Source organism: Enterobacter sp., assembly GCF_977039595.1.
The window spans coordinates 1-16,581 of the sequence record NZ_CDRQYH010000079.1 but is presented as its reverse complement, the minus strand read 5'-3'; the positions used below and the strand labels follow the sequence as shown (position 1 = coordinate 16,581).

The 16,581-nt window shown below is 46.6% G+C and carries 17 protein-coding genes and 2 pseudogenes; 10 read left to right on the top strand and 9 right to left on the bottom strand.

All coding sequences use genetic code 11. The annotated features are described in order from the left end of the window. Positions 1-214: pseudogene (locus ACWYRJ_RS18030) on the top strand (hypothetical protein); the annotation flags it as partial. On the opposite strand, the pseudogene ACWYRJ_RS18025 reads toward ACWYRJ_RS18030, so the two are convergent. Both ACWYRJ_RS18025 and ACWYRJ_RS18020 read right to left on the bottom strand, forming a co-directional pair. After that, positions 116-361: pseudogene (locus ACWYRJ_RS18025) on the bottom strand (dihydrodipicolinate synthase family protein); the annotation flags it as partial. The pseudogenes ACWYRJ_RS18030 and ACWYRJ_RS18025 overlap by 99 nt on opposite strands. Positions 362-381: 20 nt before the next feature. Then, positions 382-1,077 (bottom strand): B3/B4 domain-containing protein, encoded by a 696-nt coding sequence (locus ACWYRJ_RS18020; RefSeq protein WP_023336806.1) that lies wholly within the window; start codon positions 1,075-1,077, stop codon positions 382-384. Between the two features lie 43 nt (positions 1,078-1,120). On the opposite strand from ACWYRJ_RS18020, the gene ACWYRJ_RS18015 reads away from it, so the two are divergent. From ACWYRJ_RS18015 to ACWYRJ_RS17990, 6 genes are all read left to right on the top strand, one after another. Further along, entirely contained in the window at positions 1,121-1,723 is a 603-nt protein-coding gene (locus ACWYRJ_RS18015) for a helix-turn-helix domain-containing protein (RefSeq protein WP_455508372.1), read from the top strand. A 62-nt stretch (positions 1,724-1,785) separates the two neighbouring features. Continuing rightward, positions 1,786-2,247, top strand: coding sequence for a GNAT family N-acetyltransferase (locus ACWYRJ_RS18010; RefSeq protein ID WP_111963061.1), 462 nt, complete (start codon positions 1,786-1,788; stop codon positions 2,245-2,247). Positions 2,248-2,515: 268 nt separating this feature from the next. Next, positions 2,516-4,225 (top strand): class I SAM-dependent DNA methyltransferase, encoded by a 1,710-nt coding sequence (locus ACWYRJ_RS18005; protein WP_455508371.1) that lies wholly within the window; start codon positions 2,516-2,518, stop codon positions 4,223-4,225. Next, a complete protein-coding gene (locus ACWYRJ_RS18000) occupies positions 4,215-5,627 on the top strand; it encodes a restriction endonuclease subunit S (RefSeq protein WP_045269867.1) in 1,413 nt (470 codons plus the stop codon). Before ACWYRJ_RS18005 ends, ACWYRJ_RS18000 begins: the two co-directional genes overlap by 11 nt. Next, entirely contained in the window at positions 5,627-8,758 is a 3,132-nt protein-coding gene (locus tag ACWYRJ_RS17995; RefSeq protein WP_455508370.1) for a type I restriction endonuclease subunit R, read from the top strand. The genes ACWYRJ_RS18000 and ACWYRJ_RS17995 overlap by 1 nt, the downstream gene beginning before the upstream one ends. 34 nt (positions 8,759-8,792) lie before the next feature. Further along, positions 8,793-9,287: a helix-turn-helix transcriptional regulator gene (locus ACWYRJ_RS17990; protein WP_006809979.1), complete on the top strand. Its 495-nt coding sequence runs from the start codon at positions 8,793-8,795 to the stop codon at positions 9,285-9,287. Between the two features lie 72 nt (positions 9,288-9,359). On the opposite strand, the gene ACWYRJ_RS17985 is transcribed toward ACWYRJ_RS17990, so the two are convergent. The 4 genes from ACWYRJ_RS17985 to ACWYRJ_RS17970 all read right to left on the bottom strand — a co-directional run bounded on the left by ACWYRJ_RS17985 (position 9,360) and on the right by ACWYRJ_RS17970 (position 12,664). Continuing rightward, positions 9,360-9,986, bottom strand: a complete 627-nt coding sequence (locus ACWYRJ_RS17985) for an inovirus Gp2 family protein (protein ID WP_023294607.1) — start codon at positions 9,984-9,986, stop codon at positions 9,360-9,362. A gap of 125 nt (positions 9,987-10,111) precedes the next feature. Then, positions 10,112-11,536, bottom strand: a complete 1,425-nt coding sequence (locus tag ACWYRJ_RS17980; RefSeq protein ID WP_000481743.1) for a YfjI family protein — start codon at positions 11,534-11,536, stop codon at positions 10,112-10,114. A gap of 115 nt (positions 11,537-11,651) precedes the next feature. Beyond that, positions 11,652-11,882 carry a helix-turn-helix transcriptional regulator gene (locus ACWYRJ_RS17975; protein ID WP_000982619.1) on the bottom strand — a complete coding sequence of 77 codons (231 nt, stop codon included), beginning with the start codon at positions 11,880-11,882 and terminating at the stop codon, positions 11,652-11,654. 341 nt (positions 11,883-12,223) lie between these two features. Then, positions 12,224-12,664 (bottom strand): hypothetical protein, encoded by a 441-nt coding sequence (locus tag ACWYRJ_RS17970; RefSeq protein ID WP_000459847.1) that lies wholly within the window; start codon positions 12,662-12,664, stop codon positions 12,224-12,226. A 128-nt stretch (positions 12,665-12,792) separates the two neighbouring features. Here ACWYRJ_RS17970 and ACWYRJ_RS17965 point away from each other — a divergent pair, with 128 nt between their 5' ends. Then, a complete protein-coding gene (locus tag ACWYRJ_RS17965; RefSeq protein ID WP_001225594.1) occupies positions 12,793-12,948 on the top strand; it encodes a hypothetical protein in 156 nt (51 codons plus the stop codon). On the opposite strand, the gene ACWYRJ_RS17960 is transcribed toward ACWYRJ_RS17965, so the two are convergent. The 3 genes from ACWYRJ_RS17960 to ACWYRJ_RS17950 form a co-directional block, all read right to left on the bottom strand. Continuing rightward, positions 12,945-13,559: a Fic/DOC family protein gene (locus ACWYRJ_RS17960; protein WP_000049639.1), complete on the bottom strand. Its 615-nt coding sequence runs from the start codon at positions 13,557-13,559 to the stop codon at positions 12,945-12,947. The genes ACWYRJ_RS17965 and ACWYRJ_RS17960 overlap by 4 nt on opposite strands. Positions 13,560-13,563: 4 nt before the next feature. Next, positions 13,564-14,880: a tyrosine-type recombinase/integrase gene (locus ACWYRJ_RS17955; RefSeq protein ID WP_045269869.1), complete on the bottom strand. Its 1,317-nt coding sequence runs from the start codon at positions 14,878-14,880 to the stop codon at positions 13,564-13,566. Positions 14,881-15,314: 434 nt separating this feature from the next. Next, complete coding sequence (locus ACWYRJ_RS17950; protein ID WP_455508369.1) at positions 15,315-15,569, bottom strand: hypothetical protein; 255 nt, start codon at positions 15,567-15,569, stop codon at positions 15,315-15,317. A gap of 71 nt (positions 15,570-15,640) precedes the next feature. On the opposite strand from ACWYRJ_RS17950, the gene ACWYRJ_RS17945 reads away from it, so the two are divergent. Both ACWYRJ_RS17945 and ACWYRJ_RS17940 read left to right on the top strand, forming a co-directional pair. Beyond that, positions 15,641-15,991 (top strand): hypothetical protein, encoded by a 351-nt coding sequence (locus tag ACWYRJ_RS17945; protein ID WP_455508368.1) that lies wholly within the window; start codon positions 15,641-15,643, stop codon positions 15,989-15,991. Positions 15,992-16,081: 90 nt separating this feature from the next. Next, entirely contained in the window at positions 16,082-16,309 is a 228-nt protein-coding gene (locus tag ACWYRJ_RS17940) for a hypothetical protein (RefSeq protein ID WP_455508367.1), read from the top strand. The last annotated feature ends 272 nt before the right edge of the window (positions 16,310-16,581 follow it).

The following is a 16,581-nucleotide window of genomic DNA, read 5'->3' as shown; positions in this document are numbered from 1 at the left end:
TGGTGGAAAAAATAGCCTAAATAGGCTGATTCGATGTGTTTGCGGGAAAAAAATCGGCCCAGATCCGCGAAATTTTAATCAGCGAGTCAGCTTGGGAAGAAATGACCTGCTTATTCGCACCTTCCCTGACTGCCCCCACACACACCATAACAGGGATATCCCCAGCAACCTGTTTTGCCAGAGTCGCGACACGTTTGCGCTGCTCCGGGGTTAGATAGGCGTAGCTACCGGTAGACCCCAGAATACCCATTGAATCCACCCGTGCCGTCGTAAGGCGGGCCAAAATATTATTGAATCCCTTTTCATCGACGCCGTTGGCGGTAACAGGGGTCATTGGGAAAGCAGACAAGCCGGTGAACATGGTGTTTCTCCTCAATGGTATTACGGTTGTTGCTCTTCAATGAGAGTTACGTCAACCCGCAGACCTGGCGTCATTGCTTCGAGGCCATCGGTCAGCATCTTCCCGGCTTCGTGAAGTTTTTCCAGTGGCATTTGCGGCAGACTCTCCAGAATAAACCACATGTGCTGTGCTTCCACATCTAAGCGGGTTCTGACTCCTTGTCGCCAGTTCCAGCGACGGCAGGTCACACCGGCATCATCACGCCAGATAACTTCACCTTGCGAAGGATATTCAACGGCGATTTCACCCTCTTTTACCGTATCAAACGGCTCAGTGCCTGTTGCCACAACGAGGCGTGGTAGCCCCTGATAGGCAGCAATGTTCTCGCCCCCCACCGGCACGGCGTAGCGAAGGCTAACGGCATTATAGAGATCAACGATGGGGTCAAGTGCTGGCATCGCGCCGTCACGTAATACACGCTTACGTAACGCATCAGCTGAACAAGGGGTGCGTTTAGGCTTAGCGCCAAACGTCTGAAAAATCTCAGCCCATGCAGCTAAATGCGATTCTGCCCACTCAGGCTCACCGACAAGAACCGCTTCACAAGCTTCTCTCAGCGCTGTTTCACCAATATCAGGGTTCAGCACCGGCGCAGCGTTTACATAGATACTGAGTGCCCGGAAACCGGGTGCAATACGATAAATTTCAGGGGCAATTGACGGAGATACTGTTAACACGGAATAATCCTGTAATGACCAATTTAAATCATGATAATGACCAATGACTAAAAAAGTCAATTTAATGACCGATGCTGGTTCGATTGCCAGCACAGTAAATGAAGCTGTATCTCAGCAGATTAAGCTGTATCGCAAACAAAAAAAAATCTCCCTTGATGAACTCTCCCGCCGGGCGGGCGTCAGCAAGGGTGCACTGGTTGAAATTGAGGGGTGCCGGGCAAATCCCAGTATTGCTCTGTTGTGCCGCCTGGCCGTCGCGATGGGGGTTTCGGTGGCAGACTTTGTGGATGTCAGTTCGAAACCAACGGTGCATCTCATCGCTGAAGAGGAAATCCCCGAATTATGGCAAGGCGAAAAAGGCGGACGAGCCAGACTGCTTGCAGGATCAGGTGGCCCTGATATGACCGAGATGTGGATGTGGGAAATGCAACCGGGGGAAAAGTTTGCTTCCCCCGGCCACACAGATGGAACGCTTGAATTGTTTTACGTCCAGGAAGGCACACTCACACTGGGTGTACAAGATCACCTGTATCAAGTGAACACCAACTGTTCGGCAACCGCGAGAACAGACGTTGCGCATTGCTATGAAAACCGAGGAGCGAGCCCATTGGTGTTCATCATGACGGTACATGAGAAATCATCCTGAGAGTTACCCAACATACCGTTCGGTCCTGTCTCGTCACATATTCGTTTACAAGGAGTTAATCAGTGGATAACCCGCATCTCAGTTTTACTAAAGACCTGTTTACGGTCACAACCGATCCCGCCTTTTTTGAGCTGGAAGCCATTCATGATTACCTTTCGCAATCGTCCTGGGCTCCTGGTATTGATATAGAAACGGTCAGTGTATCTATCCAGAACAGCCTTTGTTTTGGCCTACTGGATGGCACAAGACAGATCGGTTTCACCCGTCTGGTGACAGACTTTGCCACTTTTGGTTATTTGTGCGACGTCTACGTGCTGAACGACTATCAGAAAAGTGGCCTCGGTCGTTGGTTGATTGAATGCTGTCACGCCCATCCATTGATGTCACGCCTGCGACGGATAATGCTGGTCACTGACAGCGCCCCTTGGCTATACCAGAAAATGGGGTATCTCCCGTTGAACCGACCAGACTTTGTCTGGCAGATCAACCGACCAGACATGTATCGTAAAACCGAAGGTAAATGAAGACTGTTTGGAGAGTAATATAGACTGTCAATCCGTAGGGCTGAGCATCTGCTGCGGAATAATTTGGCATATTCGCGAGACAACGTTGAGACGTCTGCTTGAGGCCCGGAACTTAATGTCAACTTAGCCATAGCCCATCTTCCACTTCTTTGCGCTATCTCGTTTATGAACCTAGTCATTCCGGGTATCATTTTGCGATTAGCATTCCAAAACCAAATTTAAGATAGGCATGTTAGCACTATCGCTGCGATCGCCCCTGAGGATTTTCATGAACAACGCCGAACAACAGTTCCTGAACGAGCTGGATAACAAATTCTGGAAAGCCGCCGACAAGCTACGCGCCAACATGGATGCCGCCAACTACAAGCACGTGGTGCTGGGGCTTATCTTCCTCAAGTATGTGTCCGATGCCTTCGAGGCGCGTCAGCAGGAGCTAATCACCTTGTTCCGCGATGTCGGCAACCCGGACAACATCTATGCCATGTCGCGCGACGGTTACGACTCTGATGAAGAGTACGCACAGGCGATTGTGGATGAACTGGAGGTGGAAGATTACTACACCGAAAAGAACATCTTCTGGGTGCCGAAAGCCGCACGCTGGAATACGCTGAAAACGAAAGCGATTCTGCCGACCGGTACGGTGCTGTGGGTGGATGAAACCACCGGACAGGATGTGAAGCTGCGCTCCGTCTCCTGGCTGGTGGACAACGCGCTGGATGAAATCGAAAAAACCAACCCGAAACTGAAAGGCATTCTGAACCGCATTAGCCAGTACCAGTTGGGCAACGAGGTACTGACCGGGCTGATTAACACCTTCTCTGATGCCAACTTCAGCAACCCGGAATATAACGGTGAGAAACTGAGCTTAAAGAGCAAAGATATTCTCGGCCACGTATACGAATATTTCCTCGGTCAGTTCGCGCTGGCGGAAGGTAAGCAGGGCGGCCAGTATTACACGCCAAAAAGTATCGTCACCCTGATTGTTGAAATGCTGCAACCGTATAACGGGCGCGTGTATGACCCGGCGATGGGTTCCGGCGGGTTCTTTGTTTCCAGCGACCGTTTTATCGAAGAGCACGCGGGCGAGAAGCAGTACAACGCCGCCGAGCAGAAGCGCAATATCTCCGTTTACGGCCAAGAGTCCAACCCGACCACCTGGAAGCTGGCGGCGATGAATATGGCGATCCGGGGTATCGACTTTAACTTCGGCAGCAAAAACGCCGATACCCTGCTGGACGACCAGCACCCGGATCTGCGTGCCGACTTCGTGATGGCAAACCCGCCGTTCAACATGAAGGAGTGGTGGAACGCGAAGCTGGAAAACGACGTGCGCTGGAAATATGGTACGCCGCCGCAGGGCAACGCCAACTTTGCGTGGATGCAGCACATGATCCACCACCTCGCGCCAAAAGGTTCGATGGCTCTGCTGCTGGCGAACGGCTCAATGAGTTCCAACACCAACAATGAAGGCGAAATCCGCCGCAACCTGATTGAAGCGGATCTGGTGGAATGTATGGTGGCGCTGCCAGGGCAACTGTTTACCAACACCCAAATCCCGGCCTGCATCTGGTTTCTGACCAAAGATAAATCTGGTGGCAACGGCAAAGCACACCGTAAAGGTGAAGTACTGTTTATAGACGCGCGCCAGATTGGTTATATGAAAGATCGCGTGTTGCGTGATTTTAGCCGTGAAGATATCGCCAAAATTGCCGAGACCTTCCATGCATGGCAATCGGATAAAGACTACGAAGACGAAGCCGGATTCTGCTTCTCGGCAACGCTGGAAGATATTCAGAAAAACGGCTTTGTATTAACCCCTGGGCGCTATGTCGGTGCGGCCGAGCAAGATGAAGATGATGAACCGTTTGCCGAGAAGATGGCACGACTGACGGCGCAGCTAAAAGATCAGCTCGAAGAGAGTGCGAAGCTGGAAGCACAGATTAAGGCGAATCTGGGAGGGCTGGGTTATGGATTTTGATGAATATAGTTTTGCAGATTTATTGTCCAATATTGTTGACAATAGAGGGAAAACTTGTCCTGTAGAAGATAAAGGTTTCCCATTAATAGCGACAAATTGCATCAAGGATGACTCATTATATCCTGTTTTCGAGAAAGTTAGATTTGTATCAGATGACACATATAAAAATTGGTTTCGAGGTCACCCAAATGCTGGAGACATAATTTTTGTATGTAAAGGTTCTCCTGGCCGTGTTGCATGGGTGAAAGAACCTGTTTCCTTTTGCATTGCCCAAGATATGGTCGCAATACGTGCAGATCAAAGATTAGTTGATCCTATGTTTTTATTTTCATTGCTTCGTTCTGAGCAAGTGATTAATAAAATAAATAACATGCATGTTGGTACTTTAATCCCTCATTTTAAAAAAGGTGATTTCAAAAACCTCTATCTTTCAATACCTAGAAATCTTAAAATTCAGAGGGCCATTGGTTTGTTTTATTTCTCTCTTAGTGAAAAAATTGAGAAGAATAAAGAAATCAACCAAACCCTCGAACAAATGGCACAAGCCTTGTTCAAAAGTTGGTTTGTTAATTTTGAACCCGTAAAGGCCAAAATGGCAGTGCTGGAAGCGGGCGGTTCGCAGGAAGACGCAACGCTTGCCGCAATGACCGCCATTTCCGGGAAAAATGCGGATGCGCTAGCGGTTTTTGAGCGTGAACATCCTGAGCAGTATGCCGAATTAAAAGCCACAGCAGAGCTGTTTCCGTTGGCGATGCAGGACAGTGAGTTGGGGGAAATTCCGGAAGGGTGGACTCTATCTGAAATTGGAGCGCAAATCGATATTGCTGGTGGGGCAACGCCATCAACTAAAACACCTGATTTTTGGGATAATGGAGATATTCACTGGACTACACCTAAAGATTTATCCAACGTTAAAGACAAAATTTTACTGCATACAGAAAGAAAAATAACAAAAGCAGGATTGGGCAAAATTTCCTCTGGTTTACTACCTGTTAATACCGTGTTGATGTCATCACGTGCACCTGTGGGATACCTGGCAATTGCAAAAGTCCCTGTGGCGATTAATCAGGGATATATTGCCATGAAGTGTAATAAAGAGTTAAGCCCTGAATTCGTGTTACAGTGGTGTTCTGCAAACATGCCAGAAATTATATCTCGCGCAAGTGGTACCACCTTTGCTGAAATTAGTAAGAAAAATTTCAATCCAATTCCTCTTGTGAAGCCGCCACTTGAGCTTGTTAAAAATTATACCAAGCAAGTAAGTGCAATCTACTCGTTGATTGAAAATACTATGCGGGAAAATAATAGCCTAACCGAACTCCGCGACACCCTTCTCCCCAAACTTCTCTCGGGTGAAATTACCCTGCCGGAAGCAGAACAAATAATCAGCGAGGAAGCCTGATGCTAAGCGAAGACGATTTAGAACAGCAATGCCTGCAATGGTTTGCTGAACAGGGCTGGGACGTGCTGCACGGGCCGGATATCGCACCGGATGGCGATAACCCGCTGCGTGCCTCATTTCATGATGTGTTTCTGCGCCCGGTAATGCTGGAGAAGCTGCAAACCATCAATCCCCATCTCCCTGTTTCCGTGCTGGAGGAGGTGATACTGCGTATCGCCCATGCGCACAGCCCGGATCTGGTCGTCAGCAATAAAGTCTTTCATCACCTGCTGCTCAATGGCGTACCCGTTGAATATAAGCATGAAGACAAGGTAATTCACGATAACGCGCTGTTAATGGATTTCAACCATCCAGACAACAACCGCTTTATGGTGGTGAACCAGGTCGCCATTCAGGGAATAAAGCAGGTTCGTCGTCCGGATATCATTGGCTATATCAACGGTCTGCCGGTGGCGGTGATTGAGCTGAAAAGCCCCATTGATGCTAACGCCGATATCTGGGCGGCGTTTAACCAGTTACAGACCTATAAAAACGAATTGAGCGATCTGTTTATCTGTAACGAAGCGCTGGTGGTGAGCGATGGGCAGAATGCGCGCATTGGCTCTCTCACGGCGGATGAAGAGCGCTTCCTGCCGTGGAAAACGGTGGCGAACGAAAATGACAAACCGCAGTTTGACTGGCAGCTTAAAACCGTCGTGCAGGGCTTTTTTAACCGTGAATTATTGCTCGATTATATCCGCTATTTTGCCCTGTTTGAGAATGACGGCAAACGGCTGATTAAGAAGATTGCCGCCTATCACCAGTTCCATGCAGTGCGTGAAGCGGTGACGGCGACGATTGTGGCCTCGACCGGTAAACACCTGCCGTTGCACAGTAATATTCAGCCCGGTAGTAAAAAAGCGGGGGTCGTCTGGCATACCCAGGGTTCCGGCAAAAGTATCTCTATGTGCTGCTATGCCGGGAAACTGCTGCAACAGGCGGAGATGAACAACCCGACCATTGTGGTGGTGACGGATCGCAACGATCTCGACGGCCAGTTATACGCCACCTTCTGCCAGGCACAGGATTTGCTGAAGCAGACGCCACTACAGGCCAACGATCGAGATGAATTGCGCGAGTTGCTTAATGCCCGTGAATCCGGCGGCATCATCTTTACCACCGTGCAGAAGTTTGCGCCGCTGGACGGTGAGCAGAGCCATCCGGCACTCAATCAGCGCAGCAACATCGTGGTGATTTCGGATGAAGCGCACCGTAGCCAGTATGGCCTGAGCGCCACGCTGGACAGACAAACGGGTGTCTATAAATACGGCTACGCAAAACATATGCGCGACGCGCTGCCGAATGCGTCGTTTATGGGCTTTACCGGCACGCCGATTGCCTCGGAAGATAAAGATACCCGTGCCGTGTTCGGTGATTATGTCTCTATCTACGACATTCAGGATGCGGTCGATGACGGCGCAACGGTGCCGATCTACTACGAATCCCGGCTGGCAAAACTCGACCTGAACCATGAAGAGCTGGAAACGCTATCCGATCAGGTCGATGAACTGGTAGAAGACGAAGAGACGGGTCAGCAGGAGAAAACCAAAGGCGACTGGAGCCGTCTGGAAAAGCTGGTCGGTTCAGAGCCGCGTATCAAACAGGTAGCGGCCGATCTGGTTCAACATTTTGAAACGCGCAATGCTGCTATGAACGGCAAAGCGATGATTGTCGCCATGAGCCGCGAGATCTGCGTGAAACTGTACGATGCCATCGTGGCGATCCGCCCGGAATGGCACAGTGAAGACGTTGAACAAGGGGCGATCAAAGTCATCATGACCGGATCGGCGTCAGATAAAGACCATCTGCAATCGCATATCTACAACAAACAGACCAAAAAACGCCTGGAAGCCCGCTTTAAAGATCTGAACGACCCGCTGAAACTGGTGATTGTGCGGGATATGTGGCTGACCGGGTTTGATGCCCCGTGCTGCCACACCATGTATATCGACAAACCGATGCGCGGCCATAACCTGATGCAGGCGATTGCCCGCGTTAACCGTGTGTTCCGGGATAAACCCGGCGGGCTGGTGGTGGATTATATCGGCATTGCCAACGAGCTGAAGCAGGCGCTGAAAACCTATACCGATTCAAAAGGCAAAGGACAGACAACGGTCGATGCCAGGGAAGCCTTTGCGATTCTGCTGGAAAAAATGGATGTCATTCATGGGATGTTTGCCCGTTCGGCGGGTAAGCCGGGATTTGATTACACGGGCTTCTCCCGCGATCCGCTGGCCTTCTTGCGTGATGCCGTGAACTACATTCTGGGACTGGATGACGGTAAAAAACGCTACCTCGATGTTTCGCTGGCGATGAGTAAAGCCTGGTCACTGTGTAATACGCTGGATGAGGCGAAACCCTTACAGGAGGAGTTCGCGTTTCTTTCGGCGGTCAGGGTGGGGCTTATCAAGCTCGATCCGAAGGCAAAGTTTAGCCAGTCAGAAAAAAACTCTCTGCTGAGCAAGATCCTCGATAACGCGGTTGTCGCGACCGGGGTTGAGGATGTCTTCGCACTCGCCGGGCTGGATAAACCGAACATAGGTTTGCTGTCCGATGAGTTTTTGGAAGAAGTGCGGGAAATGCCGCAGCGTAATCTGGCAGTGGAACTGCTGGAAAAACTGCTCAATGACGGCATTCATGCCCGTTCGGGCAATAACGTGGTGCAGCAGAAGAAATACTCCGACCGACTGAAAGCGGTGCTGCTCAAATACAATAACCGCGCCATTGAGACCGCGCAGGTGATTGAAGAGCTGATCCAGATGGCGAAAGCGTTCCAGGAGGCGATGGCGCGTGATGATGCGTTAGGGCTGACCCCGGATGAAATCGCCTTCTATGATGCGCTGGCTGAAAATGAAAGTGCAGTGCGTGAACTGGGCGATGATACGCTGAGAAAGCTGGCCATCGAAGTGACATTGAAATTGCGGCAGTCCACCACCGTGGACTGGCAGGTGCGTGAAAGCGTGCGTGCCCGATTGCGTATTCTGGTGCGCCAGACGCTGCGTAAGTATAAGTATCCGCCGGACAAAACGCCGGGCGCCGTGGAACTGATTTTGAAGCAGGCAGAAGTGGTGTCGAACAGCTGGACAGTCTAAAACGTTCATCGATTATCTTGACGGAGGTGGTTCAATGTCGGTTACTGTAACAGTTGAAAAAGTAGGGGCGGCATTTGCATTGATCAAATGCCACCATAGGCCTGAAGCAGAATATGAATTTACTGGTGAGTTTCTCGGGCTTTCACACGAGCTGAAGTTTGCAGGGAAGAATTTACGAGAACTGAGAGAAACTGGCTGTTCTATTTATGGAATTTATCAGGATGAATACGGCATGACCTTACTTCCTGATCATCCCGGCATTAAACTGGCCGAAATACTAGCGGTATCAAATATAGGACTGAATAAATTTTCGGTTTACATGGGATGTCGCGAGCAAGAGATAGTTGAATTGTTGAACGGTTCAGTTTCACTGACGAAAGCTATGGCACTCCGGTTATCGCATGTAGTCGGTGGAAGTTGGTCGAAGTGGATGTTAATTCAAGAGCAGTTTGAATTACAGTTGGCACAACGAGAGATTAAAGAATTAATGATTTTGACTAATATCGGGGATGAGGTCGTTGGATTATAGTAAAACAACCATCTTTAACTGATGGGTTTGGCCTTTCCATCCATAAGAAAGGCCATCGTTGTAAAAAATAAATTACCCGCGACTGCAGCCGAAATTACGGTCCCCATCACCGACTATTTTAGTTCTTACTTTGGTCATGTAATCCACTCTATTCATCAAATCGCTATAAGTCTGCTCAAAGTTGTCCCTTTTACGATTGAGAAGGTATTTGCCATTTGGCGGGTAATTAACTAACTTCCCCGAGCTATCTATCGGGATGCCAAGTGCACTGTACCAAGCTGTTGTTATCATTGTTCTTATCGTATTACGGTTTAAATCGTAATCACCTACATGATAATAAGCATCCTGATTGAAGCACAGTATCAAATGGTAATGCCGCTTTCCATTTTTGGTATATTCTCGGACCCATGCGTAACGTAAGGTTGAATGTCGGGTATCAGGCCAGTCTTTCCGTTGAGTTTTAATATGCTTATCGTGTTCAAGCTTTGCTTTTAACGCACTGGTAAAGCGAGATATAGCAGCAGAGTCAACCCTAGGTTGAAAGAATGGGTTATCTATTTCTTCTGTATCAATTGGGTCATGCAGATCAACACGAAGAATCATTGAGTTAGGATGTTCATTGAGGGAGTCTTCAATAACCTGTTTGATTCTATCCCGATATAGGGATATGTGTGATCCGAATTCACTATCGTATGTCATATAGCATCCTGTTTGATGATATTGGAGTAAGTGATGGATTTAATATATATTACCTATCATGACAACAAACCATTAACTGAACTGGGCTAATTATTCATTTTTGCTCTTGAATTAAAAACAATTAATCAGAATGAAGTTGAGGAGTTCAAGCCAGCGATAGCTATTAATGTGGTTTTCCCCTTTTTTCCTACAAGGATTTTATTTTGAGAGAATAATGTACTGAGTAATTCATTTGCTTTACTACGATTCCTGAATTTATTAGGACCATATTGGAGTATGGTGTTTTTCGTAATAAAAGGTTTACAATAACGAATGCAATAGTTTTTTATCCAGCAGTAAAGCTCATCTGTTTCCGCAACATCTAAAGAAAACTTTTCTTTTTTGGAGAACAAACGGATGTATTCTTCAATATACCAGGCCATTATATCCACTGCTGCTTTTACAGCGGCAATAGATATATCGCCCTCATCACCACTGAAGTAATGTAGTAAGGCAGCAAGCCTCGCCATATTCTCCGCCATTTTAGATGCATAATCCTTAAAATCAGACAGGAAGCCAAGCAACCCCATTTCTGACTCGACTTTGTTATAAAATTCGAGCCAGTGTTTTTCTGCTTCGGGAGAGAAACGCAGACACTGACGCTCATTTTCCTCATTTCTCGCAATGCTCTCATTAACAATGTCTATCAGTCGTTGATGAAATACCGGCAGATGCTCATTTGAGACAACCGGACTGGTAATTTGCCTGTTGCCCTGTGTTGAACCCGGTTGACATATCAAACATCGGGCGAAGAATCCGATCCCTTTCGCGGCATCGCCTTTTCGTTCCAGATACCCTTTTTTAAACACATCAGGCTGAATCATCAACCCCAGCGTCATTCTGGCATCTTTGATTAATTTATCTGGCTCGCTTTTTCTTTCCACGGGAAACATTGCGCCATCCCACATTTTATTGATGAACGGCAGTTCATTCAGCGCATAGCCGTCAAAAATAGTGCCAGCTTCATCAGACATAAGTCCTATGGACCGCCAGCGTCCACAGAGAGAGTCTTTTATCGCCGCAGGTGTGGCATCGTTGTATATCTGCCTTAACCGGACCGGTGCTTTTGGAGACGCAGCCAGTAACACTTTCAGCCGTTCATTCGTTGTGGAGTGATCTTTATTACGGCGAATATCGGATTTCAATTTTGACATCAGTGCTTTCTTTTCAATATTAAAAACCGTTTCTTCATTCCTCCAGACAATTAGGTCCTGGGTATATTTTTTAGACCATTCTTCTTCCAGTTGATACATTGGCTTCATCAGTAGTTTGTCCACAGTGCTTTTGCGCTCACCAGAATCAGCCAGTGTCAGTAAAAAAAGCGATACAGGGCTGCGCAGATTATTCAATCTGCACACATCAATCCGGTTCTGGCAGGCAAGCGAAATTACTCCCAATACCGATGCAGCAATCAAAGCTTGGGGAGCCTGGGTCTGCTGCTCCGCTTCATATACAGCATTTCTGATGATCTGCGGGAACACATGCACAGGGAAAGGACGACCGTTAAACATATAACACCTCTAATACAATTCACGTTAAAAATTCCCGCACAATTTGCTATTCCGCTATTAATAGCGGAAGTAGCAGGGTTAACGCGGGTCACTCAGAAAATGATCTCCCTTGAAACTAACGTTCATTGATCCAATAGAGCAGATCACTTAATAGCCATCCGCAGGATTTCAGGCCAATAGGCTTACGTAGCGGAAACTTACCAACCTGTTCCAGTTTCCACGCGGTAGAGCGGGAAATTGAAGTAATATATTGTCGTTCTTTTTCTCGTACTAATCGATCGCAAGTCTCACCATAATCTCTTAATACTTTTATACGTTGTTCATTTGTTAACTTGAAAGGCATCATTTGAGTTTCCTTGTTGATAGCGTGAAATTATAATGGTCGAGCCAAGATACGTGCGCAACATTCACGATTCTCATTAAGGAAAAGAGAACTTAAAACAAAATAAAAAACTTTACTATCAACAGGTTATGCCATGCATGCATTTTCCCTTATTAAGGGGTGCTATGATATGACTGAGATAAATTGCACACAGCAAACCATATATCACAGAAATAATATGTGAAAGATTCATGCTGGAGAAGAGCTGAAGGATGATTGCTGAAACGACTTTCAATAAATTCAAGAACCTTGTATTACCTGAGAATTACAAGCGTACTGATAAGTAACTCTCAGATTTAAAGAGATTACTGTTTAGCATCCATTTTTTTGAATTCTGTACACCAAGACTCAACAGTCTTTAATTGGAAGGAGTAAACAATATCATGTGACCTTGCTATGGAATCGAATTTTTTAATTAAATCCTTTGCAACAAACTTATCCATTCCATAGTGAGCTTTAATGAGAAGATAAATTGCATTTACTGTTGCCTTTCCTGCTCTTGGGACAGAGCTTTTAACTTTTGATGTCGCGCCATTATTTGACAACCCTTTTTTCAACTCATTATTTTCACTTCTAAGCATTTCAATATCTTTGATGAAATTTCCTCTATCAACAAGGAAGTTTTCCATATCTTTATGATACTTTTTTATGTCATCTAAAAGATTACTGTTTTCGCTTTTTAAAGCATTATTTATCCTCAGTAGTTCCTCAAAATTTTCTCGTGTCAAATCAGACTTATCAAACATTTTTTATCCTTTTAAAATCAACAAACATCTTGCAACCAAAAAAAATTACGATAAGCAATGTGAATTTAACTGGACCAAACTATCGTCAAACACCTACAATACTAGCAGCAGCCATCAGGAAATTTTTCATGAGAAAACATACATCATCTCAAGTAACTAAAGCAAAAATCCTCCGTGCCGTTGCCAGTTCAACTGCAATCGAAACGGGTGTTTCTATCCCAAAAATTGAGCAGCAACTGAAACAAAATCAGGCACAGGCGAAAGCCGTTGGCCTCGCCCGCTAGTCTGGCAAGATATCGCTCATCAGCTGCATCATAGGGCTGTAGTTCCCTGAGACACCTGCCTGTATTGCCTTGAAGTAAAACACCTTGTGCTCATCCCACAGGCTGTAGTCCAATAAGCCCTTCCCCGCCAGTACCGACAACACATCGCAAAGCAATCTCGACAGACGCCCGTTACCTTCTCTGAATGGGTGGATCAAAATAAATTCCACATGACATTCAGCCAGATAACGAACCAGCTCCGGACGAGCCAGGGATTTCAGTTCACCAGACCGAGAAAGAAACTGCTTCTCGAAACCATCAAGCAGCAGCGGAATCCTGTCGGCAGCCGCAAACTGAAAGCCGTCCTTAGTCAGGTTAGCGTTACGTAGCCTCCCTGCCCAATCGTACACATTCCCTAGCCACTGGCGATGCCACCTGCTGACGTGCTCAAAAGCCAGCGCCTCAGGCGGCTGGCCCTCAATAAATAGCTGCTCATACAACATCAGCAGCAAGCCAGACTCCAGCGCCTCCATTTCCTGCTCATCAATGATCCCCAGCTTATTGGCAAGCACTAGGTCGTTTGAGCCTGGCTGATATCGCTCTTCTGCTGAATTAAGCTCATATTTTGACAAGCCCTTACCTCCGCCCAAACAGGTTCACAACGTTGTTTTCATGCTGCCGCTGATAGTTATTAACCCGGTCTTCCCAGATCTCAAGCGCCCTACGCTTTTCAGGCAGGTAATCATAACGATCATAGTGTTTCGAGCTAACGTCGTTCAAAGCGTGATTTTGAATACGGTCACGGATCTCTTTGCTGATCCCCGCCTCCCCCATCAGCGTTTTACAGGTACGGCGTAAATCTCGCGCCGTGAAAACTTTAAACTCAGGATTAAAGGCCCGAAAATACATGATGGAACGCGCCAGACTATCCGTGCGCACTGGGCGCTCACCGTTCGTTGATAACGGAAAAATATAGGGACTGTTACTTTCCTTAGTCAGCTCTTTAACTGAGGCTAATTCCTGTAGTGCCGATTCAGTCAGCGGGATCAGGTGCTCACGCTTGTTTTTCGATACATCGGCTATGACCAGCAACGTCTTCTGTTGCCAATCAATAGCACTCCACTGGCTGGCAATCATTTCAAACGGGCGCTGTCCACCAGCATAGACACAGAAGCGGATAAGATGCTGCATCAGCGGCCCAACATTAGTGGCCTGTGCGAACTGCTCCATGACAAAACGCAGTTCTTCCAGCGTTAACCATGTATCACCCACTTTCTCCGCCGAGGACTGCTTCGGTATGGCCGATACCGGATTTACTTCAAGACCAAACGTAATACCCACGCTGGTATTCATCGGATCGTTATCGGCTTTCAGGCCGTAGTTAAATGCCGCCATCAGGTAGGAACGAATGCGGTTTGCATGGACTACCGCATCACGCTGGATAATGCCTGAGAGGATGGTTTTGACCTGAAGAGGTGTTACATCTTTCGCTTTAGTTTCGCGAGGGATAACCGTGTAGCACTCTTTTTCAAGGCGCTTCAGAACATCAGCCCAGGTCCGCTTATTGTCGAGCTTCATCTTGTTAACGTAGCCATGCACCAGCTCCTCAAACGATCCTTGAGAGCGATGGATCTGCATAATGTGCTGCTCGGCCAGGCGTTGTTGCTCAAGTTCTTGCTGGGGTTCTTTCCCTTCAACAAGCCAGGCACCATACTTTTTCGCAAGCTCGTTGGCCGTCACCAGTTTCATCTCAGGCCAGATGCCCAACTGGATGAACTTCTCTTTCTTCCCTTTCTCAACGTAGTAACGGAAATAAAAAACTTTGCTGCCTGAAGGCTGAACCTTAACGCCAAGCCTGCCAGTACCACGTTGAGCGCTGTTGCTCCATACGTAGTACGCCGTGCTTTTTGTCTTCAATCCACGTATAGCAGTCTCGGTAAGATTAGCGGCCATGAGTTTACCTTTCTAAGGATAAGCGTTACCTGACCCGATGCCCATTTCGGGTCAGGTAACAGGTCAGGTAAGGATAGTACAATGGGGAAATGAGAGAACCAATCAGAAACAAAAATAATTTCATAACTAATTGATTATAGGCAATTAAAAATACAAACAGAGACAATCCCGAACAATTAAAAACATGCCAATTTTATGACTCATAATCGCTTGGTCGCTGGTTCAAGTCCAGCAGGGGCCACCAAATTTAAGCTGTAGAATCATATGATTAAGCCACTCCAGCGAGTGGCTTTTTTCTATGTTACTGACAGCTGCCCTTTATCGTCCCCCTCCTTCTTAACTGAGCCCGTTCCCAATCCAGACCCCACTGTATGATGCAGAGCACAACAGGCTTAACTTCGCCTCGACGACCACCTTGTGGGTCAGTTTTATGATTAGCTTATGTAGCGAGTGAAATGCCGGTAAATTTTTTTCGTTGCCAAAATGGCGAGTACGCCCAGGAGGATTGAAGCTAAGCCAAGGAAAATAAGTAAAGAAAGGAGATGACTGAACAAGCCGCCAAAGCTTGTGAAATCACTCAATCGTGCAAACTGCTCCGGAGTGAGTACACGAACGACGATCTCTGGAATAGTTAGAAAGAAAATAATTACTACCAGAACATAAATTGCCACCCTACCGCTTTTTTTCATTATCTTCCTTGCCCCCTATGACAATGATGATCAATTATGGACAGGGGCATGTTACAACAAGGGAAATTACAATGGCAGACGGCTATGCAAAAAGGAAGCTGCAATCAGAAAGGAATTTAGCTCTGGCGCTAACCAAAGCATTGCGAGAAATACAAGCCACCAATATGAGCACTATCGAAAATCTGAAGCTTGGTACACAGCGTTTAATCAACTATGGCTCGTGCTTGATACCAGACGATTACTACCGCAATGCCTGTCGCGAGCTAATAAATGAGGACCGCCGTCTAACATTAGCACTTGCTGAAATCTATAATCGAAACGATGTTGCTCTTGATATGGTTGAGATTTACTTTCGGAAAACTCTTAAAATACTTGGAGAGAAAAAAGTAGCAATCTCGCTGTCTTTCTTAAAAGGGAATTAGGCAATAAGGCTTATGAGTACGCCGAAAAATCCAGCAAACTAGCTCTGTCCTTAACTATTGCAAAACTGATAATCAGTAGTGGTGATTTTCATGAGTCGCATATCAGAATGGTCAATTCATTATCATCAATGTATGTTAGCGGCTAATAAGCTAAAATTCCAGGATTCAGCATATTATCAGGCCTTGTACCAACAGAATCTTGAGATGCTTTACTTTCTTATTGAACCACAAATGACAAAAATAATTTATCAAGTTGAATCAGGTGGAAACAATGAGGAAATAATTGGGGATGCTTTATATGAGTTATTAAAAAGATGAAACGAGCAATATTATGGTTTCTGCAGTCCTATATCTATTACATCCCTATAGCACTCATCGTTGCTGGTGCTTATATATTCGCACGTTTCCTGCCTGACTATTTTGGCATTCTTACCTTTGCATGGATCATCATTGTTACCTATTTTTAGGCTTTGTTGAATAAATCGAACTTTTGCTGAGTTGAAGGATCAGATCACGTATCTTCCCGACAACGCAGACCGTTCCGTGGCAAAGCAAAAGTTCAAAATCACCAACTGGCCCACCTACAATAA

Bases quoted from the DNA above. Each gene is read 5' to 3' on its own strand.
- ACWYRJ_RS18015 (WP_455508372.1), top strand. From the start codon at position 1,121: ATGACTAAAAAAGTCAATTTAATGACCGATGCTGGTTCGATTGCCAGC.
- ACWYRJ_RS18005 (WP_455508371.1), top strand. From the start codon at position 2,516: ATGAACAACGCCGAACAACAGTTCCTGAACGAGCTGGATAACAAATTC.
- ACWYRJ_RS18000 (WP_045269867.1), top strand. From the start codon at position 4,215: ATGGATTTTGATGAATATAGTTTTGCAGATTTATTGTCCAATATTGTT.
- ACWYRJ_RS17995 (WP_455508370.1), top strand. From the start codon at position 5,627: ATGCTAAGCGAAGACGATTTAGAACAGCAATGCCTGCAATGGTTTGCT.
- ACWYRJ_RS17990 (WP_006809979.1), top strand. From the start codon at position 8,793: ATGTCGGTTACTGTAACAGTTGAAAAAGTAGGGGCGGCATTTGCATTG.
- ACWYRJ_RS17985 (WP_023294607.1), bottom strand. From the start codon at position 9,986: ATGACATACGATAGTGAATTCGGATCACACATATCCCTATATCGGGAT.
- ACWYRJ_RS17980 (WP_000481743.1), bottom strand. From the start codon at position 11,536: ATGTTTAACGGTCGTCCTTTCCCTGTGCATGTGTTCCCGCAGATCATC.
- ACWYRJ_RS17975 (WP_000982619.1), bottom strand. From the start codon at position 11,882: ATGATGCCTTTCAAGTTAACAAATGAACAACGTATAAAAGTATTAAGA.
- ACWYRJ_RS17970 (WP_000459847.1), bottom strand. From the start codon at position 12,664: ATGTTTGATAAGTCTGATTTGACACGAGAAAATTTTGAGGAACTACTG.
- ACWYRJ_RS17965 (WP_001225594.1), top strand. From the start codon at position 12,793: ATGAGAAAACATACATCATCTCAAGTAACTAAAGCAAAAATCCTCCGT.
- ACWYRJ_RS17955 (WP_045269869.1), bottom strand. From the start codon at position 14,880: ATGGCCGCTAATCTTACCGAGACTGCTATACGTGGATTGAAGACAAAA.
- ACWYRJ_RS17950 (WP_455508369.1), bottom strand. From the start codon at position 15,569: ATGAAAAAAAGCGGTAGGGTGGCAATTTATGTTCTGGTAGTAATTATT.
- ACWYRJ_RS17945 (WP_455508368.1), top strand. From the start codon at position 15,641: ATGGCAGACGGCTATGCAAAAAGGAAGCTGCAATCAGAAAGGAATTTA.
- ACWYRJ_RS17940 (WP_455508367.1), top strand. From the start codon at position 16,082: ATGAGTCGCATATCAGAATGGTCAATTCATTATCATCAATGTATGTTA.